The following is a 23,081-nucleotide window of genomic DNA, read 5'->3' on the forward strand; positions in this document are numbered from 1 at the left end:
ATGCACATCCGTGTTTTTGTCAGTTAATGCGTCACTATGCTATCCAGCGCACGCAGGTGCTCCGGTTGCCATGACAGGTTGATCTCGGTGCCTGCTTTCCAGTGTGGCTGAATCTCGCTGGCAGGGAGTTTCACCATAAACTGTGGCTGGCCTGCCACTTCCGTCATCATCCTGACGTGATCGCCCAGGTAGATGAACTGCTGTATGCGGGCTTTGACATGCTGCATCGTGTCGTCAATATGAGCCGCATTGACGTGAATGCGTTCCGGGCGAATACAGAGTGTGATTTTTCGGCCCGGCGAGCTGGGACGAACTTTTAGTGCACGCAGCGACGTGCCATCGTCCAGCGTTGCCCGATAAAATGCGCCTTCAGCCTCGGCGCGCGTGGCGAGCAGCGTATTGTTTTCGCCGATAAACTGCGCCACAAACGCGTTCTCCGGCTTTTCGTAGATATCGCTGGGGCTGTCCATCTGCTGAATCACGCCGTCGTTAAACACGGCAACGCGGTTGGACATTGTCATCGCTTCGCTCTGGTCATGGGTGACGTACACCACGGTTAATTCCAGCGACTGATGCAGCTCTTTAATTTCCAGTTGCATATGCTCGCGTAGTTGCTTATCCAGCGCGCCCAGTGGTTCATCCATCAATACCAGTTTCGGCTCGAAGACCAGCGCACGGGCCAGCGCTACACGCTGCTGTTGGCCACCGGACATCTGTGCGGGGTAGCGATCGGCCAGGCTGGTGAGCTTCACGCGGTCCAGCACCCGATCGACTTTCTCTTTGATATCGGCACGGTTCAGGCGGCGGATGGACAGCGGAAATGCCAGGTTTTCCGCCACGGTCATGTGTGGGAACAAGGCATAGTTCTGAAATACCATGCCGATGTCACGCTGGTGCGGCGGGAGATGATGCAACGGTGCATCGCGCAACAGGATTTCCCCCTGCGTTGGGGTTTCAAACCCGGCGAGCATCATCAAACTGGTGGTTTTTCCCGAGCCGGAAGGCCCAAGCAGGGTCAGAAATTCACCTTCACGGATATCCAGATTCAGGTTTTTGACGATCAGGCGGTCACCGTCATAGGTCTTCTGAACGTTCCTGAAGCTGACATAATTTCTCATTTTTTCACTCTCCGGCAGTCACTGTTATTCATAAGAATGCATAAACCATGCCGGATACGAAAAAGTGGAGAGTTACTAGACTGCGACAGGCAAAAATGCCGTCGTGTGCCAGTGTGAGTGCTCTGTAATAGGGCGTGCTGCGAGTGAGTGGCACTCTAATGGTGCGAATGGGTTGGTATGAAAATACACACCATCAGGCGTTCAAATCATGCGTATTCAGCGCCTGAATACACGCCACAATCACAGCGAAAGCCTGCTCCATTTGAGGTTCTTCGACGCTGGCGTAGCCCAGTAATAAACCGCGCTGCTGCGTCGGTTGCAGGTAGTAGCTGGAAAGCGGTTTGACCATCACACCGCGGCGCAGGATCGCGGCGCTCAGCACGACATCATCAACGTGTGGCGGGAGGCTGAGCAGCATATGTAATCCAGCATTACTGTTATCTCCGACGTAATCCGCCCCCAGATACTGTTCGATCAGCGACGTCAAGAACGCACGGCGTTTGGCATACAGCAAACGCATGCGGCGGATATGCGCAGCATAGTGGCCTTCGCGGATAAACTGCGCGAGTGTTGCCTGCGTTAGCCAGTGTCCACCGCGATAAAGCTCGGAATGCGCGGTCTTCAACGACTGCGCCAGTAGCGGCGGTAGCACCATGTAACTGACGCGTAGGCCGGGGTAGAGCGTTTTGCTGAATGTACCGATGTAGATTACGGGCGATTGTGTCTGTAGCCCTTGTAGCGCGGGGATTGGGCTGCCAGAAAAGCGAAACTCGCTATCATAATCATCTTCCACCACCCAACTGCCGTGCTCCTGTGCCAGTGCTAGCAGCCGTTGACGACGTGCCAGACTCATCACGGCACCCAGAGGATATTGATGTGACGGTGTCACACAAATTAGACGCGGGGCGGCGTCGGACGGGAGAGTATCCGGCGGTACCAGTCCTTGTTCATCCACATCGACAGGAGCAATGCGCAGGCCGTTAATCGTCAGAACATTGCGAATCCCCCAATAGCAGGGATCTTCAATCCATGCCAAATCACCAGGATTGCACAGCATTTTGGCGAGCAGATCCATCGCCTGATGGGTGCCTTCGGTAATGAGAATTTGCTCCGGCGTACACTCCACGGAACGAGCGACGCGCAGGTAGTCCACCAGCGCCAACTGGAGTTCGGGACAGCCGCCAATCGGCGAGTAAGAAAGTTGTTCAGGACGAACGCGTCGCGTCAGGCGCGTCTGAATACGCCGCCATAAATCATGAGGAAAGCTAGCAATATCAGGGATGCCGGGCATAAATGCCCCCCATTGGCGAACGGAAGCACCGGCATAACCGAGCAGATGCATGCCGCGACGCGAGAGCTCATGTTTAGGCTCCCGCATTTCCCCTGAATTGTCGCTATCCACTGGCTGCATGTTGCCATCGGGCAGTTGTTCCGTGACGAAGGTTCCACTTCCTTTGCGCGCCTCGATATAGCCTTCAGCCAGTAGCTGTTCGTAAGCCGTTAGCACGGTATTACGTGACAGCGCGAGCTGTTGCGCCAGATCGCGTGATGATGGCAAACGCACGCCTGCGGCAATCGCCCCATCAAGAATCGCGAGCCGGATACTGTCGTACAAACGCTTGTTCAGCGCGCCATCTTGTTGGTTGGCTAAACGCTGAAGCAATAGGTCGGTCAGGAGTGAGCGCAAAAGTGGATCCTTCAAATATTCAAAACTGGCACTGGATTATAGAACCATCTAACGTCTAAATGACATCATCATCTTGCAACGACCTGTCATCGTTCAACTCACCATCTTCAACTAATAACAGATGTATTTGGGATATCGGAGCAGACAATGAAGAATAGCGAACTGAATCAACGCCGTCTGGCCGCCACACCGCGTGGTGTGGGTGTCATGTGTGACTTTTATGCTGAGCGTGCCGAAAACAGCACTCTGTGGGATGTTGAAGGACGCGAGTTTATCGATTTCGCTGCGGGGATTGCGGTGCTGAATACCGGTCATCGTCACCCGAAAATTGTCGCTGCGGTGCGCGAACAGTTGGATCGCTTTACCCATACGGCCTACCAGATTGTGCCTTACGGCAGCTATGTCACGTTAGCCGAACGTATTAATGCATTGGCACCGATTCAAGGCGCGGCAAAAACCACGTTCTTTACCACTGGGGCAGAAGCAGTGGAAAACGCGGTGAAAATCGCCCGCGCTTACACCAAGCGTCCTGGCGTGATCGCTTTCAACGCCGCGTTTCACGGGCGCACGCTGCTGACCATGACGCTGACGGGCAAAGTGGCACCATACTCTACCGGGTTCGGCCCGTTCCCAGGTTCCATTTTTCACGCACTTTATCCGAATGAAAAGAGCGGTATTACCGTTGAACAGGCACTAGAAAGCGTCGAACGTCTGATGCATACCGACATCGCCGCCGATCAGGTTGCCGCGATTATTCTTGAGCCAGTACAGGGCGAAGGCGGTTTTCATGTCGCGCCACCTGCCTTTATCAGTGGGCTGCGTAAGCTGTGCGATGAGCATGGCATCCTGTTGATTGCCGATGAAGTGCAGACCGGCTTTGCTCGTACCGGCAAGTTGTTTGCGATGGAGTATTATGCGGAGAAAGCGGATCTGATCACCATGGCGAAAAGCCTGGGCGGTGGTTTCCCGATCTCTGGTGTGGTCGGCCGCGCTGAGGTGATGGATGCGCCATCACCGGGCGGGTTGGGCGGTACCTATGCGGGTAACCCTCTGTCGGTCGCTTCGGCGCTGGCGGTATTGGATGTGATTGAAGAAGAAAAATTGTGCCAACGGGCGCAGCGCCTGGGTGCTGCACTGGTCGAAACGCTGGAAAAAGTGAAAGCGCAGTGTCCGGCACTGGTGGCGATTCGTGCACAAGGGTCGATGGTCGCGGCTGAATTTAACGATCCAAACACGGGTAAGCCCTCTGCAGAGATTACCCGTCAATTTCAGAAAAGTGCGTTAGAGGCGGGCTTGCTGCTGCTGACCTGCGGTGTGCATGGCAACGTGATTCGTTTCCTGTATCCGCTGACGGTTCCTGATGAGCAGTTCAGCAAGGCGATGAACATCCTGACGCGCGTATTAACACGATAGAAGAGAAGCTATGCAACTGAAACAGTCTATTTCACTGAAACAACACGCGCTATTTCGTCAACATTGCCTGATTGACGGCGAGTGGCAGGATAGCCAAAACGGTGAACGCCTGAACGTTACCAACCCGGCGACGGGCGAGGTGCTGGGTACGGTGCCGCTAGTTACGGTGTCACAAACTGAGCAGGCGATTGCCGCCGCAGAACAGGCGTTGGTTGAATGGCGTAAGAAGACGGGAAAAGAACGTGCCGCGCTATTGCAGACGTGGGCGCGCCTGATTATGGACAATCAGGATGATTTAGCCATCTTGCTGACGGCGGAACAGGGAAAACCGCTGGCAGAAGCGCGGGGTGAAATTGCCTATGCCACCAGCTTTATCGAGTGGTTTGCGGAAGAAGCTAAACGTATTGAAGGCAGCGTACTGCAATCGCCGCAGGGACAGCAGCGCCTGATGGTGATTAAGCAGCCCATCGGCGTGTGCGCAGCGATTACGCCGTGGAATTTCCCGGCAGCGATGATCACCCGTAAGGTCGGGCCTGCGTTGGCGGCGGGCTGTACGATGATTGTTAAACCTGCCGAGCAGACGCCGTTTACCGCGCTGGCGCTGGCGGAATTGGCGCAGCAGGCGGGTATTCCGCGCGGTGTGTTGCAGGTGATCGTCGGCGATGCACAGTCTGTCGGTAAAGTGTTGTGCGATAGCCCTGTGGTGCGCAAGTTGAGTTTCACGGGTTCTACGGAAGTAGGTCGCATCCTGATGGCACAGAGTGCACCAACGGTGAAAAAACTGTCGCTGGAGCTGGGGGGTAACGCGCCGTTTATCGTGTTTGACGATGCCGATGTGGATCAGGCGGTGAAAGGCATTTTGGCCTCAAAGTTCCGTAACAGCGGACAGACCTGCGTCTGTGCTAACCGAATCTATGTGCAGAATGGGATTTACCCGACACTGGTAGAACGGCTGATCGAGGAAGTGCGTAAGTTAAACGTGGGCGACGGCACACAGCCGGGTGTCACGCAGGGGCCGCTGATTGATAACGATGCGATCAGCAAAGTTGAGCAGCATATTGCCGATGCGTTATCGCACGGAGCAACATTATTGCTGGGCGGTAAACGCCACGAACGGGGCGGCACGTTCTTCACGCCAACAATTGTCGGCGACGTGACCCGCGAGATGCGTTTTGCGCGGGAAGAGACATTCGGGCCAGTCGCACCGCTGTTCCGCTTCAGCGATGAAGCCGAGGTGATTGCGATGGCGAACGATACCGAATTCGGTCTGGCCGCTTATGTCTACACGCGTGATGCTGTACGACAATGGACGGTGCCGGAAGCGCTGGATTACGGCATGGTGGGTATCAATACCGGACTCATCTCGAATGAAGTCGCGCCGTTTGGTGGGGTGAAACAGTCGGGACTGGGCCGTGAAGGCTCACGTTTCGGTATCGAAGACTATCTGGAAATGAAATACCTTTGCGTCGATCTTTCCCGATAAGGTTTTCACCCTAATAGTTGGTGAGAAGCGCGTGTCGACAGACAAGGTCGGCACCCGTGCGATGGGCGCGCAATGCGTCTGGGTGGTGCAGGGCAATATCAGCTTGCACCACAACATGGCAAAAATGGCGAAGTACCGTCAGGCATAAGGCAGCGCCACGTCACCCTGATGTTTCTCATCGCTGTTCCCGCCGCCGCAGTAGTAAAACATCAATAAAATTTTTGAATTGGCACAATTTATGCTCATATTTTTTTGCATGATTATTTTGATACATGATGCATCAATAGTGTAATGCACAAAATAGCGTGTGCAAAATTGTGATACGCATTTGACCTTTACGTTGACTACCACTCCAGGAGCAAAGCAATGTCCAAACTCAATACTTCCTCCAAAGCAACAGGACTGTTCAAGCGTCATGCGCTGAAGAAAATAGCGGCGACGGCTTTTCTGGTGACGATGGCCTGTCAGGCGCAGGCAGAATCTGTCACGGTGATCTCATTTGGCGGTTTGAATAAAGATGCACAGGATAAGGCATTTTATAAACCGTTCGCTGCTGCCGGCAAAGGCACGGTAGAAGCTGGCGAATATAACGGTGAAATGGCACGTATCCGGGCGATGGTAGAAACCGGACAGGTGGGTTGGGATGTCGTGGAAGTCGAAGGTCCTGAACTGGTGCGCGGCTGTAGCGAAGGGCTTTTCGAGCCGCTGGACTGGTCAAAATTGGGCGATCAATCCCAGTTTGTCAAAGGTGCTGTCACGGAGTGTGGCGCGGGGATCTTCCTGTGGTCAACGGTACTCACCTATAACGCGCAGAAGCTCAAACAGGCACCGAAAAGCTGGGCTGATTTCTGGAATGTAAAAGACTATCCCGGCAAGCGCGCGCTGCGTAAAAGCGCCAAATTTACGCTGGAAATCGCGCTGCTGGCCGATGGCGTGAAGCGTGAAGATCTCTACACGGTGCTGGCGACGCCAGAGGGTGTCGAGCGTGCCTTTAAGAAACTGAATCAGATCAAATCAAATATCCAGTGGTGGGAATCCGGTGCGCAACCGCTGCAATGGCTAGTGTCCGGTGACGTAGTGATGACGTCTGCCTATAACGGTCGCGTCTCAGCGGCGCAGAAAGAAGGGCATGACTTCAAGATTGTCTGGGCCGACAGCATTTACGATCTGGATAGCTGGGCGATCGTTAAAGGCTCCAAGCATAAGGCTCTGGCGGAGCAATTTATTGCGTTTGCCAACCAGCCGGAAAATCAGAAAGTGTTCGCTGAGAACATTCCTTATGGCCCGACACACGTCAAGACGACCAGCCTGCTGGCTCCGGCTGTTGCCGCCAATCTGCCAACGGCTCCAGATAATCTGGCACAGGCCTTGCAGGTAGACACTGAGTTTTGGATCGATCACGGTGAAGAGCTGGAACAACGCTTCAACGCCTGGGCTGCCCAATAAGGCTGCAGTGATTTACCGTACGTGATGATGGAGAAAGAGCCTATGTCCCAGAGTGATATCGTCGCCGCTGCACCGACTGGCGGAAACGAGGAAAATTCAACCTTGAAACAGCAACTGTGGATCGCGCAGAAAGCCTATAAGAAACGCTCTCTGCTGCTGATTGCACCGCTGTTTCTGTTTATCGTGGTGAGTTTTCTCTTCCCGATCACCTCGATTTTGGGGAAAAGCGTCTCCAATCCAGAATTGCGTGACAATATGCCACAGACCATTGCCGCTATGCGGCTCTGGTCGGGTAACGGTGTGCCGGATGAGGCTGTTTTTCGGGCACTGGTCGGCGATCTGCGCGATGCACGCAGCAGCGGGAAATTAAGCACGATCACCAAACGATTAGGGTATGAAGGTTCGGAATATCGCACGCTGATTACCCGTACATTACGCAAACTGCCTGCGGAGGGCAGCAGCGATGTACGTGATCAACTGATACGTGAACAGCCGATGTGGGGGGAACTGGCGACATGGCAAACGTTCGATCGCGCCGCGCGGCCTTTCACTAGCTATTACCTGCTGGCGGTGTTTGACCATAAAGTCGATGCCACTACCCAGAAAATTGTTTCGCAACCTGCCGATCAGGCGCTCTATGTGGATGTGCTGCTGCGCACGCTGCTGATGGCAGGCGTCGTGACGCTACTGTGTGTGGGGCTGGGCTATCCGCTGGCGTACTGGCTGGCAAAACAGCCGTCTAACCGCGCTAACCTATTGCTCATTCTGGTTTTGCTGCCGTTCTGGACATCGCTAATTGTGCGGACGGCGAGCTGGATTGTGCTGTTGCAATCCGGCGGACTGATCAACCGTTCGCTGATTAATATTGGCATTATCGACGAACCGCTGGTGCTGGTATTCAACCGCATCGGTGTTTATATCTCGATGACTCACATCCTGCTGCCGTTTTTCATTCTGCCACTGTACGCGGTGATGAAAGGTATTTCCCCAAATTATGTGCGAGCGGCGATCTCGCTGGGTGCGCATCCGTTTATCGCATTTTGGCGGGTTTACGTGCCGCAAACTTACGCGGGTGTGACGGCGGGCGCGTTGCTGGTCTTCATGATGGCGATTGGCTACTACATTACGCCTGCGTTGTTGGGGGGGCCAAGCGACCAGATGCTGAGCTATTTTGTCGCGTTCTTCACCAATACCACTATGAACTGGGGAATGGCGGCCGCGCTGGGTACGCAACTGTTGATTATCGTGACGCTACTGTACGTGGTGTACATCCGCGTGACGCGCACCAATGCGGAAGCTGCATCGCATTAAGCGAATCACAACAATATGATCTGTAAACTTATTACGGGGAGATAACAAATGAGACAGCAGGGTGAAGTGGTTATCCGCCTGTGGAACTCGTTCTTTAATTTCTACGGTGCGGCGATGCTGTTGTTTTTGATCGTCCCTGTACTGGTGATTGTTCCGCTTTCATTTAATGCAGGGTCGTTTCTGAGCTATCCGCTGACGGGATTTTCCCTGCGCTGGTATCGCGAGTTTTTTAACTCCAGCGAGTGGTTAGGTGCGCTGGGTAACAGCCTGCTGATTGCGCCGCTGGCAACACTGCTGGCAACGCTGCTCGGTGTGTTAGCGTCAGTCGGGCTGGTGCGCGGTGAGTTTCGCGGTAAGTCGCTGGTGATGGCGGTACTGATTTCGCCGATGATTGCGCCGGTGGTGATTGTCGCGGTAGGGATGTTTTTCTTCTTCGCCAAACTGTCGCTGCTGAACAGCTATCTGGGGCTGGTGTTGGCGCATGCGATGCTGGGCGTGCCGTTCGTCGTGATTACGGTCACGGCGGTACTGAAGAACTACGATCACAACCTGACGCGCGCCGCCGCCAGTTTGGGTGCTTCGCCGCTGTTGGCTTTCCGCAAGGTGACGTTTCCGCTGATTGCACCGGGGGTATTTTCCGGTGCGCTATTTGCCTTTGCGACGTCGTTTGATGAAGTCATTGTCACGCTGTTTCTTGCCAGCCCGCGCCAGCGCACGCTGCCGCTACAGATGTTTGCTGGCATCCGTGAAAACCTTGATCCGACGATAGCTGCCGCTGCAACGATGATGGTCGGTGCGGCGCTCGTGCTACTGATCGTGATGGAAATTTTACGCCGCCGCTCGGAGCGGTTACGGAGTGGGAGTTAAGGTGGTTAACCACACCACCCGATAGTGTGCCTCGTAATTCTTGTTTAGTGTTGGTGGTTTGTTTCGTGCGCGTTGATATTTGCATACCGTTTCTTATCGCCATTAACATAATGCGCAAGTGAGGGTAGTTGCTATCCGGCGTAAGAAATTATGCTGAGGAGATAGCGGGCTTAGGATGAGCCGCATGGACGCGGCGAAAGCTTGCGCCACGCCTGGAGCGTGTCGCAAGCGATCCGTTAAGCCTGATACCGACGAGGGCACCGCGCAGCGGCATAATTTAGCCGGAAGCCAGGGTTCGCAGGGCGACGGCGATTGAGCCGCCCTGTGTCGGGCGCGTGCTACGAGGTAGCATGAAATGACAGTGCTGTTGCGCACGAAACCACCACACTCGTGTACATATAGTGGTGAAAGGGGAAAAATCGGTTTTTTTGCTGAAAATTTTTTTCAGCTTTTTTTAAAACCCAATTTATGATGCATCAAACACCATTTTGATGTGTGTTGTGTAAAAAGGTTACTGTGCAAAAAAGACTATTGTACAAAATGACTCAGGAGGTTCGGTATGACAGCGCAAAAAACGTTATTGCTGACCGGTGCCAGTCGGGGAATCGGGCATGCCACCGTTAAGCATTTCCATGCAGCAGGGTGGCGGATTTTTACCGCATCGCGTCAGAACTGGGCGGAAGAGTGCCCGTGGGCAGAAAAGCTGCTCAATCATATTCATCTCGATTTGGAAGATATCGATAGCCTGCAACAGACGCTGCCGCTGATTAAGGAAAAGTTGGGTGGGAGGCTGGATGCGCTGGTCGATAACGCAGGAATTTCGCCAAAGGGAGAAGGCGGGAAACGTCTGGGTGTCCGTGACACGGACTATGCGACCTGGCTGCGCGTCTTCAACGTGAATCTATTCTCCTGCGCGCTGCTGGCAAACGGCCTGTTCGATGAACTCAAGGCTTCACAGGGCTGCGTCATCAATGTGACTTCAATTGCAGGTTCGCGCGTTCATCCCTTTGCAGGAGTGGCCTACGCCACCTCAAAAGCGGCGCTGTCTGCGCTGACGCGAGAAATGGCGTTTGATTTTGGTCCGCACGGCGTTCGTGTGAATGCCATTGCGCCGGGAGAAATTGAAACCTCGATTCTGTCACCCGGTACGGATGACATCATTGAGCGGCAGGTGCCAATGCAGCGCTTAGGTAAGCCCGAAGAAGTGGCCAGCCTGATCTATTTTCTCTGCACGTCCGGTGCCTCTTATGTCAACGGCGCGGAAATTCACGTTAACGGAGGGCAGCATGTCTGACGGACGACTCACCGCACTTTTTCCGACATTCCCACACACGGCGTCCAATCAGCCCGTATTTGCCGAGGCTTCATCGTACGACGACGAATTAATGACGCAGGCCGTACCGCAGGTTTCTTGCCAGCAGGCGCTGGCGATTGCGCAGCAAGAATATGGCTTGTTCGGGCAGATGTCGCTGCTTCAAGGCGAGCGCGATATGAATTTCTGTCTGACGGTTACACCAGAAGAACGCTACATGTTGAAAGTCATCAACGTGGCAGAATCTGTCGACGTCAGCGATTTCCAAACCTCTCTGCTGCTGCATCTTGCCCGTCAGGCACCTGAACTGCCCGTACCGCGTATCCGACTAACAAAAGCGGGTCAGCCGGAAACAAGCGTTGAGATCGATGGCGTGCTACTGCGTGTGCGGCTGGTGAGCTATCTGGCAGGAATACCGCAGCATCTGGTTTCACCGTCAACGGCGCTGATGCCACAGCTGGGAAGCACGCTGGCGCAGTTGGATCGCGCGCTTCACGGCTTTACGCATCCGGCGGCAAGCCGTTCACTGCTATGGGATATCAGCCGGGCGGAGCAGGTGCGTCCTTACCTCGATTTCGTTTCTGAACCGCAGCAGTATCAGCATCTTCAGCGTATTTTTGACCGTTATGAGAGCGATGTCGCACCTCTGTTGACGACGTTACGCCGTCAGGTCATTCATAACGATCTAAACCCGCATAACGTGCTGGTGGATAGTTCAGCGCCGCTGCGGGTTACCGGCATTATCGATTTTGGCGATGCCGTATTTGCCCCATTAATCTGCGAAGTTGCGACGGCACTGGCATATCAGATCGGCGATGGGACGGATTTGTTGGAGCATGTTGTGCCGTTTGTTGCGGCCTATCACCAACGCGTTCCGTTAGCGCTGGAGGAGATCGCACTGCTGCCCGATCTGATAGCAACACGCATGGCGCTGACGCTAACCATTGCGCAATGGCGTGCATCTTGCTACCCCGACAATCGGGAGTATTTGCTACGCAACGTGCCGCGCAGTTGGCGCAGTTTACAGCGCATTGCGACCTATTCCCATGCGCAGTTTGTAGCTCGTCTACAGCAGGTTTGCCCGGAGAACGTACGATGAATCAGAGTGGAATGGTGTCTGAAATGACAGCAACAGAAGCATTGCTGGCACGCCGCCAGCGGGTACTGGGTAGCGGCTACCGTCTGTTTTATGAAGAACCGTTGCATGTCGCACGCGGCGAGGGCGTGTGGCTGTTTGATCATCAGGGGAAACGCTATCTGGATGTTTACAATAATGTGGCTTCGGTTGGGCATTGCCACCCCGCAGTGGTTGACGCGATGGCGAGACAGAGCGCGCAGCTCAATACCCACACGCGTTATCTGCACCATGCGATTGTCGATTTTGCGGAAGATCTGCTGAGCGAATTTCCCCCTGAATTGAACAATGTGATGCTGACTTGTACCGGCAGTGAGGCTAACGATCTGGCATTGCGTATCGCTCGACATGCCACGGGCGGGACGGGGGGATTGGTGACGCGCTGGGCTTACCATGGTGTGACTAGCGCGTTGGCTGAGCTGTCGCCGTCGCTGGGGGATGGTGTGGCGCGCGGTAGTCATGTGAAGCTGATCGACGCACCAGACACTTACCGTCAGCCCGGCGCATTTCTTACCAGCATTCGTGAAGCGTTGGCGCAGATGCAGCAGGAAGGCATTCGTCCTGCCGCGCTGTTGGTAGATACGATTTTTTCCAGCGATGGCGTGTTCTGTGCGCCGGAAGGCGAAATGGCGCAGGCGGCGGCGTTGATTCGTCAGGCGGGGGGGCTGTTTATTGCGGATGAGGTCCAACCGGGATTTGGACGCACCGGGGAATCACTGTGGGGTTTCGCGCGCCACGGCGTCGTCCCAGACTTGGTGAGTCTGGGGAAACCGATGGGTAATGGGCACCCCATCGCCGGATTGGTTGGGCGTTCAGCGCTGTTTGACGCATTCGGGCGAGATGTGCGTTATTTCAATACTTTTGGCGGTAATCCGGTTTCCTGCCAGGCGGCGCACGCGGTGCTGCGGGTGATTCGGGAAGAACAGTTGCAGCAGAATGCTCAGCGTGTGGGTGATTATCTGCGGCAAGGTTTGCAGCAGCTGGCGCAGAATTTCCCGTTGATGGGTGATATTAGAGCTTATGGCCTATTTATCGGCGTGGAGTTGGTTAGCGATCGCGAAAGTAAATCACCGGCAAGTGAATCCGCGTTGCAGGTGGTAAATGCAATGCGTCAACGTGGTGTGCTAATCAGCGCGACGGGGCCAGCGGCGAACATACTGAAGATTCGTCCGCCGCTGGTGTTTCTGGAAGAACACGCCGATGTGTTCTTAACTACGTTGAGTGACGTTTTAGCGCTAATCGGCACCCGAGCGCAGAGATAATCGACTACACGGATGTTATGAAAAGAACAGAACGTTAGATACGAAACGCTGCCACGGCATGGCTGAGTTCACCTGCACGCTCGGATAATGAACCCGCGGCAGCGGCGGCTTCGTTAACCAGCGCGGCGTTTTGCTGCGTCACGGTTTCCATCTGTGAGATCGCGGTATTAATCTGCCCGATACCCAGACTTTGCTCATTGCTGGCGGTGGAAATTTCGGTCACGAGCGACGCGACTCGTTTTATGTCCTACACCACGCTTTGAATCGTGCTGCCAGCTTCAATGACGACAGTATGGCCGAGGTTTGCCTGTTCGACAGATGTCCCGATCAGGTTTTTAATCTCTTTGGCCGCGTTTGCACTACGTTGCGCCAGGGTGCGGACTTCGCCCGCGACGACGGCAAATCCTCGACCTTGTTCTCCTGCCCGAGCAGCTTCCACGGCGGCGTTCAGTGCTAGAATGTTGGTTTGGAAAGCGATGCCGTCTATTACGCTGATAATGTTGGTGATTTTCTCTGCGGATGACACCATCTGCTGCATCGCTGATGTCACATCGCCCATCATCTTGCCCCCATCGACAGCGCGCTGTGAGGCGGTTGTTGCCAACTGACTGGCGTGGGTGGCATGGGTGGCATTCTGTTTGACGGAGGATGTCATTTGCTCCATTGACGCGGCCGTCTCTTCCAGTGAACTGGCCTGCTGCTCGGTTCTGGAGGAAAGGTCGATATTGCCGCTGCTAATCTGGCTGGATGCCGTCGCAATAATATCGGCGTTATTGTGTACTCGCTCTACGATATCCGTCAGATTCAACACCATTTCCCGCAATGCGGTTTGCAATTGACCCATTTCATCGCGCGAGGTAATGGCGATACGATGTGTCAGATCGCCGCTTGCTACTTTTCTTGCTAAATCTACGGCATTTTTTATCGGTACGGCAATCGACATAATCAATCGCCAGCCGGATAAGGCAACGATAACTATCCCTACCAGAAGGATAATCACTACGGAAAATAATAGGTTATTAAAACTGCTTTGTGATTCGGAATAAAGGTCCTGGCCAACATCAGATTGTAATTTAATCAGACTATCGGCAATTTTTTGCAGGGGGGCATATTCGCTTTTTAATGTTTGATTGATAATGTTTTCTAATGCATCTTTATCATTTTTCTGTATGGCATTAATGGCGGGGGTAATGACTTTATCGTTATACTTTTTGTATAACTCGGCAAACTGTTCTTCTAGTATTTTTTCGTCACCGGTTAAATATGTCTTACTATATAAATCCCATTGGGTATCATAAATTTTTTGCGCTTCCGCGATGTGTGCCAGCCCTGTCTTGACATTGTTTGGTTGTGAGAGGTCAACGCTTGCGATTTCAAACATCACGCTATTCACCTGTCTGGTTATATTATCCAGATAGCCTAATGCGATTAGCCGATCCTGATACAGCGTTTTCATCGACTGGTTGGTATTATTCATACCAAACAAGCCAGTAAGAGAGACAACCGAAAGCAATAATGCCATTAACAACATAACCGAAATTAATTTAAATTTAATGCTCATAAGTACCTCTAAATTACTCCAATATAAGGAGCGGTATTCTTATATCGACGTAAATAAGAGAATATTTATACTGAGGTAAACTAAAATTTAAAAGTGGCATTCGGGGACTTGTAATAGCATTTGTTTACGTTGCTTTACAAATCATTCGATATTCTATGCTGAGTGATAAATAATAATTAAAATATTATCCTGGCCGGAAAGCTACCGTTACAGCTAAGTGAGAGAAATAATCATCAAGGTAAATCCATGAAATCGGTATTGTGACTTCATTTTGTCGCCAGAACAGCCATTTAAAAAACGGAATGGTTTTTTTAAGGAAAATAAAACGATACCGGGGATTAAGAGAATGGCGAGGATAACAAACATCTGTTACTAATTTTTCTACCCTAATAGTCCCTCTTCCTCTGCGTGAGAAAACGCGGAGGAAGAGGAGAGAGGATCAAGGATGTTGAGCCTGCTGTACGGCCTCATGGAGATTGAGGCGCTGCCAGAAATTCTGTGCACCGTTATCACCCGGTGCGCCGGAGAGCGGGTAGCCATCGGCCAGAGCAGTTTTCACCATCAGATTTCTGCGTTGGGTGGCAGAGAGCTGAGGTAGCACGGTATCAAGTAGCACCTCTGCACCTTCGGGAACGCTAACTGTAGACGCTGCGCCTGGCTGAGCAGGCAGGCCGTAGGTCATAGTGTAGTGATAAAAGGTTTTCATTTCCGGTGCTGCGTAAGGATCATCCTGCGGCGCATTCTTGGCGCAGGCGCTTAACGTGGTGCCACAGGCTTTTTCTAACGCGCTGCGCAATTCAGCTTTGGCCTGTTCAAATAGCTGACGATACTTCGGATCGTTGAGGTAGTGTGCCACGTTGCGCTCGGCAATCATCCGTGAACCTATCACGTCCAATGGATAATGGACGCCCAGCACGACGCGTGAATAGCCATAGCGTGCGCCGCGATCGATCAGTGGAACAAAGCGTTCAGGGATCATTTCCGCTAACAGCAGAGCATCGGTATAGCCTGTGTTGGTATGGCCGCTCGGAAACGCGCCACCGGTAGCGGTATACGGCTTGTTATCACCAATTACGGCGGTATCCGGCACCAGATGAATCGTGTTGTTAGGCTGTAGGAAGGGGCGAGGATAGTTAAAATGCTGTTTGGCGGCAGACGTGCTGACGGCGGATAGCTTGAGTAACACGGCAGCCTTACGTATTTCACCGTGGTTATAGGCGGTGATAAACACCTTGCCCAGCCGTGGGCCCAGTGCATCAGCCAAATAGTAGAGATACCCCTGGCCCTCAGCATCGACTAACGCCTGCTCGCGCTGCCCTGTGGTGGCTTCACGATTAATGCGCGTCACGATAGCCGTGTTTTGCTGTAACACATCAGTAGAAAGGTGTGAGAAGGATTCCAGCAGCGCAATGCCTGCCTGTTGGTTGGCTTTGACTGCAAAATCATAACCACTGGCTTTCAACCAATTAATATCTGCCATTTGTGGCGTTTCTTGTGCCTGCTCTAACTGTGCTCGGGTGAGTTGTGGCGCATCACCTTGGATCGCCTTGCGTAGCGCGGCCTGAATGGTCTGCTCCAGTTCAATAACGTGAGGGCGGCTGCTTGCCTGCGTGGTCGAATCTACAATAGTGCTGATAGCTGCGCTGTGTGGCTGGGATGGGGCAGCAATCCCAGAGAGCGGTAGAAGAAAAAAACTGGCAACGGGTAACATTCTGATCGTCGCAAACATCGTCGTGCGGTAACGCATGGTGGCATCCTTATTGGGAAGACAAACGCTTGTCGGTGCGAGATCAGGCTAGGCGCTGATTGTGATGGTAATGTTTCAGGATATATTTTGAGATACTTATCAACGAATTATCATGATTTGTTATGTTTAGTGATGTCGTAAACTTTTATGCGGTAAAAGGAAACAACAATTGCATATATATAGAAGGAAAAAGCATAAAGGAGTTTCTAAAAAACAGAAGGGTGATTTGCTTTTTTTATCATTGACGCAAAGCTCATTTCTCTCTAACTTAAACAGACGAATATTTTTCAATATTTTATTGATTTATAAAGAATTTGTTTAATTATAACGAAAATGGCAGCTATAAATAGCCCGGTTATTCCTCAATGCGAAAAGGCGATGAAGCGCCTACCTCTGTTCAAAATAACAAGTGAAACCGTTCCGTGGGATAGACATTAACGCACGCTAATGCGAAATGAATTTACGGTTTCCCTACATCAAACAGGCGTTCCTTCGCGTATGCCAATAAAATAGTCAGCAATAGCAGGAGTGAGTCAGGTAATGATTCGGTTAGAAAACGTGAGCGTTGATTTTCCCGCTGGTAAAGAAGCACAGTCCAGGGCGGTAAACAACGTCAACCTGACCATTCAACAGGGTGAAGTTTTTGGGATTGTCGGCACCAGCGGCGCGGGGAAAAGTACGCTGCTGCGGACGATCAATTTATTGCAGCGCCCAACCGAAGGGCGCGTGTTTCTTGGTGATACGCTGATCAGCGATGCTTCTGGCCGTGAACTACGCCAGCATCGTCAGCGTATCGGGATGATCTTCCAGCATTTTAATCTAATGCATACCCGCAATGTGTATGACAACGTGGCGTTCAGCCTGCGTGCTGCGGGGAAGAGCAAAGAAGAGATTGCCTCACGCGTGCCGGAAATTCTGACGCTGGTCGGGTTACAGGATAAAGGGACATCATATCCGGCGCAGTTGAGTGGTGGGCAAAAACAGCGTGTTGGCATTGCTCGCGCCATTGCCAACCATCCCGAAGTGCTGTTGTGCGATGAACCCACTTCGGCACTGGATCTGGAGACATCGGCGTCTATTCTGGCGTTATTGAAAAGTATTAATGTTCGGTTAGGTATCACGATTGTGCTGATTTCTCACGAAATGAGCGTAATTAAAAGTATTTGTCAGCGCATGGCGGTGATGACGGGTGGAAATATTGTGGAAGAAGGCGAGGTCTTTACGATCTTCTCTACGCCTCAACATGCTTATACCAAACAATTGGTTAGCCATACCACGCCGGTCGAATTACCTGAGCGTTTTAAGCAGAATAATAAAGGTGTCCTGCTGAAAATACTCTTTGCCGATGATTCGGTAGAACAACCGATATTATCTGACGTTGCGCAGCAGTTTCAGGTATCGGTGAATATCCTGCACGGCAATATTGAATACATCAACGATCGCGCATTGGGGCATATTATCGCCCAGATTTCATACCGTGACGATCCGGCGGCGGATAATCTCGCTGCGGCTATTGCTTATATTCGACAGAATACCTTTGGGGTGGAGGTTATCAATGACTGAGTTAATGGGTGAATTAATCTTCGCCTTCGGTGAAACCTTCACGATGGTGTGTATTTCAACGCTTTGTGCTGTGGTATTCGGCCTGCCGCTAGGTATCGCGATTTATGTGACCGATCGTCATTTATTCTGGCAGAACCGTTTTATCTATCTGGTATCAACCATTCTGGTAAATATTATCCGCTCGATCCCTTTTGTGATCCTGCTGGTGCTATTGTTGCCATTAACACAATTGCTGTTGGGGAACACGATAGGGCCCGTTGCAGCCGCAGTGCCGATGTCTGTAGCAGCGATTGCGTTTTATGCCCGACTGGTGGATTCCGCACTGCGTGAAGTCGACCCGGGTATTGTGGAGGCGGCTGAGGCCTTTGGCGCCAGCCCGACGCGAATCATTGCTACCGTGCTGTTGCCAGAAGCTCTGGCTGGTTTATTACGCGGCCTGACGATCACGCTGGTCAGCCTGATTGGTTACTCGGCGATGGCCGGGATTGTTGGCGGCGGCGGTGTCGGCGATCTGGCGATCCGCTTCGGTTATTATCGTTATGAAACCGAAGTCATGGTCGTGACGGTGATTGCGCTGGTGGTATTAGTGCAGGTTGTGCAAACGCTGGGCGATATGCTCTCGCGACGGGCGAATAAGCGCGAACGCCGTTAAACCGCGACAGAATACGTTATTCAGGACAGCAGAGAGATGTCATGAAAATAGACAAAATTGTATTACGAAAAATGAAAATGGCGCTGAAAACGCCATTTACCACCAGCTTTGCGACGCAGACGGAGAAACATTTCTCCATTGCCGAAGTTCACGCTGGCGGGCAGATTGGTTACGGCGATTGTTCCGCCATTTCCCTGCCATTTTATAACGAAGAAACCAACGTCACTGCCTGGCATATTATGCGTGACTTCCTGATCCCGATGGTTAAACAGGCTGGGGATATTGCGCATCCTTCTCAGGTTCGCGATATTTTCGCTCCGGTAAAGCGTAATAACTGCGCTAAAGCGGCAATCGAAGGCGGTATCTGGGATGCGTACGCGAAAATAAACGGTGTACCGCTGCATCAATTACTGGGCGGAGTCCGAGATAAAGTCGAAGCGGGTGTCAGTATTGGTATTCAGGAAACGCCCGATAAATTAGTTCACGTGGTCGATAATTTCCTGAAGGAAGGCTACAAGCGCATCAAAATAAAAATCAAGCCGGGAAAAGACTACGACTATATTGCAGCGCTGCGTCAGGAGTTTGGTGATATTACGCTGATGGTGGATGCCAATTCCGCCTATACGTTGGACGATATCGATTTCTTTAAGCGCATCGATAAATTCAATCTGTTGATGATTGAACAGCCGCTGGCGCACGACGATATTATCGACCACCGCAAACTTCAGGCGGCGGTGAATACGCCGATCTGTCTGGATGAAAGTATTGCCTCGGTAGAAGACGCCCGTAAAGCAATAGAGCTTGGTAGCGCCAAGATTATCAATATTAAAGTTGCTCGTGTCGGTGGCATTACCGAAACCAAGCTAATTCATGATTACTGTCAGGCGCACAATATTCCGGTGTGGTGCGGCGGTATGCTGGATACGGCGGTTGGTAAAGCGCACAACATTGCGGTATCAACGCTGCCGAACTTTATCTACGCGCACGATATTCCACCGTCTTCCCGCTACTGGCATGAAGACTTCATGCTGCCGTTTGTCGAATTAGACAAGGACAGCTGTGTTGCGGTGCCAAATAAACCGGGAATCAGTTTCGATATCAACCCTGAACTGTATGACAAATATTGCTACGGACAGGAAACCTTTTTGTTTTAATTAATTATTGAGTAAACCTTTTTTAGTAAGAAGTGTGAGCAGTAAAACGTCATCCAACACCAGGGAATAACGTTATAAAAATAGAAAAAATAATGAGCGATGCCACGCAGGGCATAAGAGTGTGGATTTAGGGAGAAACACGGTGATGAGGTTCCCGCAGGGATACCCCACACCGTGGTCGTTCTCGGTATCTCGATCTTAGCCCTGTGCTGGCGCTCTATATAACAACAACGAGAATGCCGTTAGCAAAACGGCGAACACTGACTAAATCGGACAGACAGGAACGCGACGATGCGATTGAAAAAACTTATTCCACTCATGCTGGCGTTGGGCATCTCTCAGGCTTATGCAGCAGATTCAGGCAAAGAAATCACCATCGGCGTCTCGCCGGGGCCGTATGGCGATATGGTCACGAAAGCGATCAAACCGGAGATGGTGAAAAAAGGCTATGACGTGAAAGTGCGCGAATTCAGCGACTACATTCAGCCGAACCTGGCGCTGTCAAATAACAGTATTGACGCCAACCTGTTCCAAAACCGCCGCTATCTCGACCGCTTCAGCGCGGATAAAGGGCTGAAACTGACGGAAGTGATCACCGTGCCGACCGCCAGCATGGGATTTTACTCTAACAAAGTACGTTCGCTGAATGAGCTGAAAGCGGGTGATATTGTGACGTTGCCAAACGATCCATCCAACCTGGCACGTTCGCTGGATTTTCTGCAAAAATACGGCCTGATCAAGATCAATCCAGACATTACGCCGACCAAAGCGTCGCTGCGTGATATCACGGAAAACCCGAAAGGGCTGGTCTTTAAACCGTTGGAAGCAGCGCAGTTACCGCGCGCATTGGGCGGCGTAACCGGTTCATTGATTAATGCTAACTTTGCGATGGCTGCGGGTTTGAACCTGTCTGACGCGATTCAGTTAGATGTGCTGCCGGAAGATTTGAAAAACATGATTGTCGTGCGTGCGGAAGATGCCGACAAACCGTTTGCTCAGGATCTGAAAGCTGCGGTTCAATCCCCAGAATTCGCCGCATTCTTTGAAGATAAAAACTCGATGTTCCACGCCTTCCAGAAACCTGAGTGGATGAAGAAGTAATTTATCTTTCAAGCTGCCAGTGACCTATTGCTCGTAGGTCACTGGCTTCTCCACAGAGACGTGTATCAATTCATCAACGTGCAAATTCCCTCCCAGGCAACATACCTTGTTAGCGTAAAGATAAAAATGTATTAAGTATTGTAATTTTTTGTATAAATGTCATTCTTCGTAAGAATTATCAATACAACACGACGAGGGTTTAATGAAAAAAATACTTTCTGCTGCCGTATTAGCGCTGGCGCTGACAGGATGTGCCCAACAAACGTTTACAGTAAAGAATGACGCTGTTGCTACACCTAAACAGGTGACAACACATCACTTCTTCGTTTCTGGGATTGGCCAGAAGAAAACCATTGATGCTGCGGCGGTATGTGGCGGTGCTGATAAAGTTGCTCGCACTGAAACACAGTTAACCTTTGTTAACGGTTTACTGGGATTGGTAACGTTCGGGATTTATACTCCGAGAGAAGCCCGCGTTTATTGCTCAATCTAAACTAAAGACGACTTTTAATAGCATTTATACCCTAAATAATTCGAGTTTCAGGCAGGCGGCAAGGGAAGGACAAATTCGTCGGGAACGAATTTGACCAGCCAACGCACATGCAACTTGGAGTATGACGGGTATAAGTCTGTCTTACGATAAAGCCATCTCCTCTCGAGATGGCTTTATTTTTTTCTTTGCCCGTTTGCAGTCTGGAACTCACGGCTTCTTGTGTAGTCAGGGTTTAGCTTGTCCGGCAATGTCACACCGCTATGGCGTTTTGGCATGATAGACACGCTATTTTTGCCTGTGCTGCGCCAGCAGGTGACTTCCTTGCTCCCCCAGTTCCCAGAACAGGCCGGTCATGATCGCTAATCCTTCACGGGCGACGGATTTCAGCATGTGCTCGTTGGCGGCGTGCTGGCCGCACGCGGGGTAAGAGTGGGGGATCCACAACGTCGGCAGGCCGAGGATGTCGGCGAAAACGTCATTAGGCAGCGATCCACCCAGATTCGGTAACAGCGCGGGTTGCTTACCGCTGATGTGCTGCATCAGTGCCAGCGTCCAGTTTACCAGCGGATCTTCGGGGTTAAACCGTGTCGCCGGAGACGTGTTAAGCATCTCAACGTCTACCTGATCAAAACCGTGCTGGTCGAGGTGTTGACGCACATGTTGTGCCAGATTTTTCCAGTCGGTGCCGACCACGAAGCGCAGTTGGCAAATGGCAGTCGCGTCAGCGGGGATCGCATTCACCGGTTTGTTTGGGTTACCGGTAATGAATGACAGGACTTCCAGCGTGTTCCAGCCAAATAACCGCTCGGCAGGCGTGAGTCCCTCTGCACCCCAGTTTTCATCAATCGCTGGATCACCCTCGCTGCCTGCGGGGTCGATCGTGCTGAGAATTTCCCGCAGTGCTGGTGTCAGCGGCGGTGGCAGTAGGGCATCGATTTTCATTCGTCCTTGTCCATCCACCAGGCTGGCCACGGCGTTCGCTAACTGGGTACCAGGGTTGCTCAGCAATCCACCCCAGTTGCCAGAATGGTATGCCTGCTCGCGAGCCTTGATGTGTAAACGGAAGTTGGCGCAGCCGCGAGAACCGAGGAACAGCGTCGGGCGCTCTGCATTAAGGCGCGGCCCATCAGAAGCGATAAAAATATCGGCAGCCAGTTCTTGTTTGTGTTGTTGACATAGGTCGGCAAGCCCCGGTGAGCCAATTTCTTCACCCATTTCGAACAGCAGTTTGCAGTTGAAGCCCAAACGCTGTCCGCGAGCCTGAAACACCTGCTCCAGTGCCATTAGATTGATGCTGTGCTGGCCTTTGTTATCGGCGCTGCCGCGTCCGTACCAGTGGTCGCCTTCTTCCACCAATTCCCAGGGGGTGAGCCCATCGCGCCAGTTTTCTTCATCACCGAAAACCACGTCGCCGTGGCCGTAAGACAGCACCGTTGGCAGGCTGGGATCTTCAATGCGTTCGGCCAGTAGGAAAGGGGGATGACGTTTATCCGGCGAGGCGATCAGTTTTACGCTGAACCCCATCGCCAGCAAAGCGGGCTGGATCTCGTCAGTCAGATAGCGGTTCAGCGCGGGCTGGCTGTTCGCTTTCTGGCTCTCGCTCGCATGGGCAATACGCCGTGCCAGCGTATGTTTAAACTCTCCGCGATCGAAACGTTCACAGGCGATACGAATAAGGTCTGCGCTGGTCATGCCTTTCCTTGCTGGATAATGTGCCGAAGTTACCGATATTTAAAGAAAAAACGAGCGTTGCAACAATAATAAAAATTGCAATTA

General features: G+C 52.1%; 19 protein-coding genes. 13 read left to right on the forward strand and 6 right to left on the reverse strand.

Annotation, left to right across the window (positions count from 1 at the left end; all coding sequences use genetic code 11):
- Positions 1–23 precede the first annotated feature (23 nt).
- Positions 24–1,118 carry an ABC transporter ATP-binding protein gene (locus CLR69_RS03975; protein ID WP_129709627.1) on the reverse strand — a complete coding sequence of 365 codons (1,095 nt, stop codon included), beginning with the start codon at positions 1,116–1,118 and terminating at the stop codon, positions 24–26.
- Positions 1,119–1,311: 193 nt separating this feature from the next.
- Positions 1,312–2,805 (reverse strand): MocR-like pyridoxine biosynthesis transcription factor PdxR, encoded by a 1,494-nt coding sequence (gene pdxR, locus CLR69_RS03980; RefSeq protein WP_129711570.1) that lies wholly within the window; start codon positions 2,803–2,805, stop codon positions 1,312–1,314.
- Between the two features lie 147 nt (positions 2,806–2,952).
- Here pdxR and CLR69_RS03985 point away from each other — a divergent pair, with 147 nt between their 5' ends.
- The 8 genes from CLR69_RS03985 to CLR69_RS04020 all read left to right on the forward strand — a co-directional run bounded on the left by CLR69_RS03985 (position 2,953) and on the right by CLR69_RS04020 (position 13,034).
- Positions 2,953–4,218 carry a 4-aminobutyrate--2-oxoglutarate transaminase gene (locus tag CLR69_RS03985; protein WP_039322969.1) on the forward strand — a complete coding sequence of 422 codons (1,266 nt, stop codon included), beginning with the start codon at positions 2,953–2,955 and terminating at the stop codon, positions 4,216–4,218.
- A gap of 10 nt (positions 4,219–4,228) precedes the next feature.
- Positions 4,229–5,701, forward strand: a complete 1,473-nt coding sequence (locus CLR69_RS03990; protein ID WP_129711569.1) for an NAD-dependent succinate-semialdehyde dehydrogenase — start codon at positions 4,229–4,231, stop codon at positions 5,699–5,701.
- A gap of 366 nt (positions 5,702–6,067) precedes the next feature.
- Positions 6,068–7,147 (forward strand): ABC transporter substrate-binding protein, encoded by a 1,080-nt coding sequence (locus CLR69_RS03995; RefSeq protein WP_129711568.1) that lies wholly within the window; start codon positions 6,068–6,070, stop codon positions 7,145–7,147.
- A gap of 42 nt (positions 7,148–7,189) precedes the next feature.
- Positions 7,190–8,458, forward strand: coding sequence for an ABC transporter permease (locus CLR69_RS04000; RefSeq protein WP_129709617.1), 1,269 nt, complete (start codon positions 7,190–7,192; stop codon positions 8,456–8,458).
- 48 nt (positions 8,459–8,506) lie between these two features.
- Positions 8,507–9,325, forward strand: coding sequence for an ABC transporter permease (locus CLR69_RS04005; protein WP_129709615.1), 819 nt, complete (start codon positions 8,507–8,509; stop codon positions 9,323–9,325).
- Between the two features lie 559 nt (positions 9,326–9,884).
- Complete coding sequence (locus CLR69_RS04010) at positions 9,885–10,619, forward strand: SDR family NAD(P)-dependent oxidoreductase (RefSeq protein WP_129711567.1); 735 nt, start codon at positions 9,885–9,887, stop codon at positions 10,617–10,619.
- The gene (locus tag CLR69_RS04015; RefSeq protein ID WP_129711566.1) at positions 10,612–11,736 is read left to right on the forward strand and encodes a phosphotransferase; all 1,125 of its coding nucleotides are present in this window, start codon (positions 10,612–10,614) and stop codon (positions 11,734–11,736) included. Before CLR69_RS04010 ends, CLR69_RS04015 begins: the two co-directional genes overlap by 8 nt.
- Positions 11,733–13,034, forward strand: coding sequence for an aspartate aminotransferase family protein (locus tag CLR69_RS04020; RefSeq protein ID WP_129711565.1), 1,302 nt, complete (start codon positions 11,733–11,735; stop codon positions 13,032–13,034). Before CLR69_RS04015 ends, CLR69_RS04020 begins: the two co-directional genes overlap by 4 nt.
- A gap of 34 nt (positions 13,035–13,068) precedes the next feature.
- Here the strand turns inward: CLR69_RS04020 and CLR69_RS23275 are convergent, their stop codons facing one another.
- The 3 genes from CLR69_RS23275 to CLR69_RS04030 all read right to left on the reverse strand — a co-directional run bounded on the left by CLR69_RS23275 (position 13,069) and on the right by CLR69_RS04030 (position 16,342).
- Entirely contained in the window at positions 13,069–13,257 is a 189-nt protein-coding gene (locus tag CLR69_RS23275; RefSeq protein ID WP_234910593.1) for a hypothetical protein, read from the reverse strand.
- Between the two features lie 24 nt (positions 13,258–13,281).
- Positions 13,282–14,595: a methyl-accepting chemotaxis protein gene (locus CLR69_RS23280; protein WP_277950123.1), complete on the reverse strand. Its 1,314-nt coding sequence runs from the start codon at positions 14,593–14,595 to the stop codon at positions 13,282–13,284.
- Positions 14,596–15,034: 439 nt separating this feature from the next.
- On the reverse strand, positions 15,035–16,342 hold the full coding sequence (locus CLR69_RS04030) for an acid phosphatase (RefSeq protein ID WP_129711564.1): 1,308 nt from the start codon (positions 16,340–16,342) through the stop codon (positions 15,035–15,037).
- Positions 16,343–16,882: 540 nt separating this feature from the next.
- Here CLR69_RS04030 and CLR69_RS04035 point away from each other — a divergent pair.
- The 5 genes from CLR69_RS04035 (at position 16,883) to CLR69_RS04055 (ending at position 21,305) form a co-directional block, all read left to right on the forward strand.
- Positions 16,883–17,905: a methionine ABC transporter ATP-binding protein gene (locus CLR69_RS04035; RefSeq protein WP_129709603.1), complete on the forward strand. Its 1,023-nt coding sequence runs from the start codon at positions 16,883–16,885 to the stop codon at positions 17,903–17,905.
- Positions 17,898–18,557 (forward strand): methionine ABC transporter permease, encoded by a 660-nt coding sequence (locus CLR69_RS04040; RefSeq protein ID WP_129709601.1) that lies wholly within the window; start codon positions 17,898–17,900, stop codon positions 18,555–18,557. Before CLR69_RS04035 ends, CLR69_RS04040 begins: the two co-directional genes overlap by 8 nt.
- A gap of 41 nt (positions 18,558–18,598) precedes the next feature.
- The gene (gene menC / locus CLR69_RS04045; RefSeq protein WP_129711563.1) at positions 18,599–19,711 is read left to right on the forward strand and encodes an o-succinylbenzoate synthase; all 1,113 of its coding nucleotides are present in this window, start codon (positions 18,599–18,601) and stop codon (positions 19,709–19,711) included.
- 291 nt (positions 19,712–20,002) lie between these two features.
- Complete coding sequence (locus CLR69_RS04050; protein WP_129709597.1) at positions 20,003–20,812, forward strand: MetQ/NlpA family ABC transporter substrate-binding protein; 810 nt, start codon at positions 20,003–20,005, stop codon at positions 20,810–20,812.
- 202 nt (positions 20,813–21,014) lie between these two features.
- Positions 21,015–21,305, forward strand: coding sequence for a Bor family protein (locus CLR69_RS04055; protein WP_129709595.1), 291 nt, complete (start codon positions 21,015–21,017; stop codon positions 21,303–21,305).
- A gap of 285 nt (positions 21,306–21,590) precedes the next feature.
- On the opposite strand, the gene CLR69_RS04060 is transcribed toward CLR69_RS04055, so the two are convergent.
- Positions 21,591–22,997, reverse strand: a complete 1,407-nt coding sequence (locus CLR69_RS04060) for a M20 family metallopeptidase (RefSeq protein ID WP_129711562.1) — start codon at positions 22,995–22,997, stop codon at positions 21,591–21,593.
- Positions 22,998–23,081: the final 84 nt, after the last annotated feature.

Origin of the sequence: Pectobacterium zantedeschiae (genome assembly GCF_004137795.1) — a bacterium.
Classification (GTDB): Bacteria; Pseudomonadota; Gammaproteobacteria; order Enterobacterales; family Enterobacteriaceae; genus Pectobacterium; species Pectobacterium zantedeschiae.

Excerpts from the sequence above, each read along its gene's own strand:
- CLR69_RS03975 (WP_129709627.1), bottom strand. The coding sequence starts at position 1,118 with ATGAGAAATTATGTCAGCTTCAGGAACGTTCAGAAGACCTATGACGGT.
- CLR69_RS03985 (WP_039322969.1), top strand. The coding sequence starts at position 2,953 with ATGAAGAATAGCGAACTGAATCAACGCCGTCTGGCCGCCACACCGCGT.
- CLR69_RS03990 (WP_129711569.1), top strand. The coding sequence starts at position 4,229 with ATGCAACTGAAACAGTCTATTTCACTGAAACAACACGCGCTATTTCGT.
- CLR69_RS03995 (WP_129711568.1), top strand. The coding sequence starts at position 6,068 with ATGTCCAAACTCAATACTTCCTCCAAAGCAACAGGACTGTTCAAGCGT.
- CLR69_RS04000 (WP_129709617.1), top strand. The coding sequence starts at position 7,190 with ATGTCCCAGAGTGATATCGTCGCCGCTGCACCGACTGGCGGAAACGAG.
- CLR69_RS04005 (WP_129709615.1), top strand. The coding sequence starts at position 8,507 with ATGAGACAGCAGGGTGAAGTGGTTATCCGCCTGTGGAACTCGTTCTTT.
- CLR69_RS04010 (WP_129711567.1), top strand. The coding sequence starts at position 9,885 with ATGACAGCGCAAAAAACGTTATTGCTGACCGGTGCCAGTCGGGGAATC.
- CLR69_RS04015 (WP_129711566.1), top strand. The coding sequence starts at position 10,612 with ATGTCTGACGGACGACTCACCGCACTTTTTCCGACATTCCCACACACG.
- CLR69_RS04020 (WP_129711565.1), top strand. The coding sequence starts at position 11,733 with ATGAATCAGAGTGGAATGGTGTCTGAAATGACAGCAACAGAAGCATTG.
- CLR69_RS23280 (WP_277950123.1), bottom strand. The coding sequence starts at position 14,595 with ATGAGCATTAAATTTAAATTAATTTCGGTTATGTTGTTAATGGCATTA.
- CLR69_RS04030 (WP_129711564.1), bottom strand. The coding sequence starts at position 16,342 with ATGCGTTACCGCACGACGATGTTTGCGACGATCAGAATGTTACCCGTT.
- CLR69_RS04035 (WP_129709603.1), top strand. The coding sequence starts at position 16,883 with ATGATTCGGTTAGAAAACGTGAGCGTTGATTTTCCCGCTGGTAAAGAA.
- CLR69_RS04040 (WP_129709601.1), top strand. The coding sequence starts at position 17,898 with ATGACTGAGTTAATGGGTGAATTAATCTTCGCCTTCGGTGAAACCTTC.
- menC (WP_129711563.1), top strand. The coding sequence starts at position 18,599 with ATGAAAATAGACAAAATTGTATTACGAAAAATGAAAATGGCGCTGAAA.
- CLR69_RS04050 (WP_129709597.1), top strand. The coding sequence starts at position 20,003 with ATGCGATTGAAAAAACTTATTCCACTCATGCTGGCGTTGGGCATCTCT.
- CLR69_RS04055 (WP_129709595.1), top strand. The coding sequence starts at position 21,015 with ATGAAAAAAATACTTTCTGCTGCCGTATTAGCGCTGGCGCTGACAGGA.
- CLR69_RS04060 (WP_129711562.1), bottom strand. The coding sequence starts at position 22,997 with ATGACCAGCGCAGACCTTATTCGTATCGCCTGTGAACGTTTCGATCGC.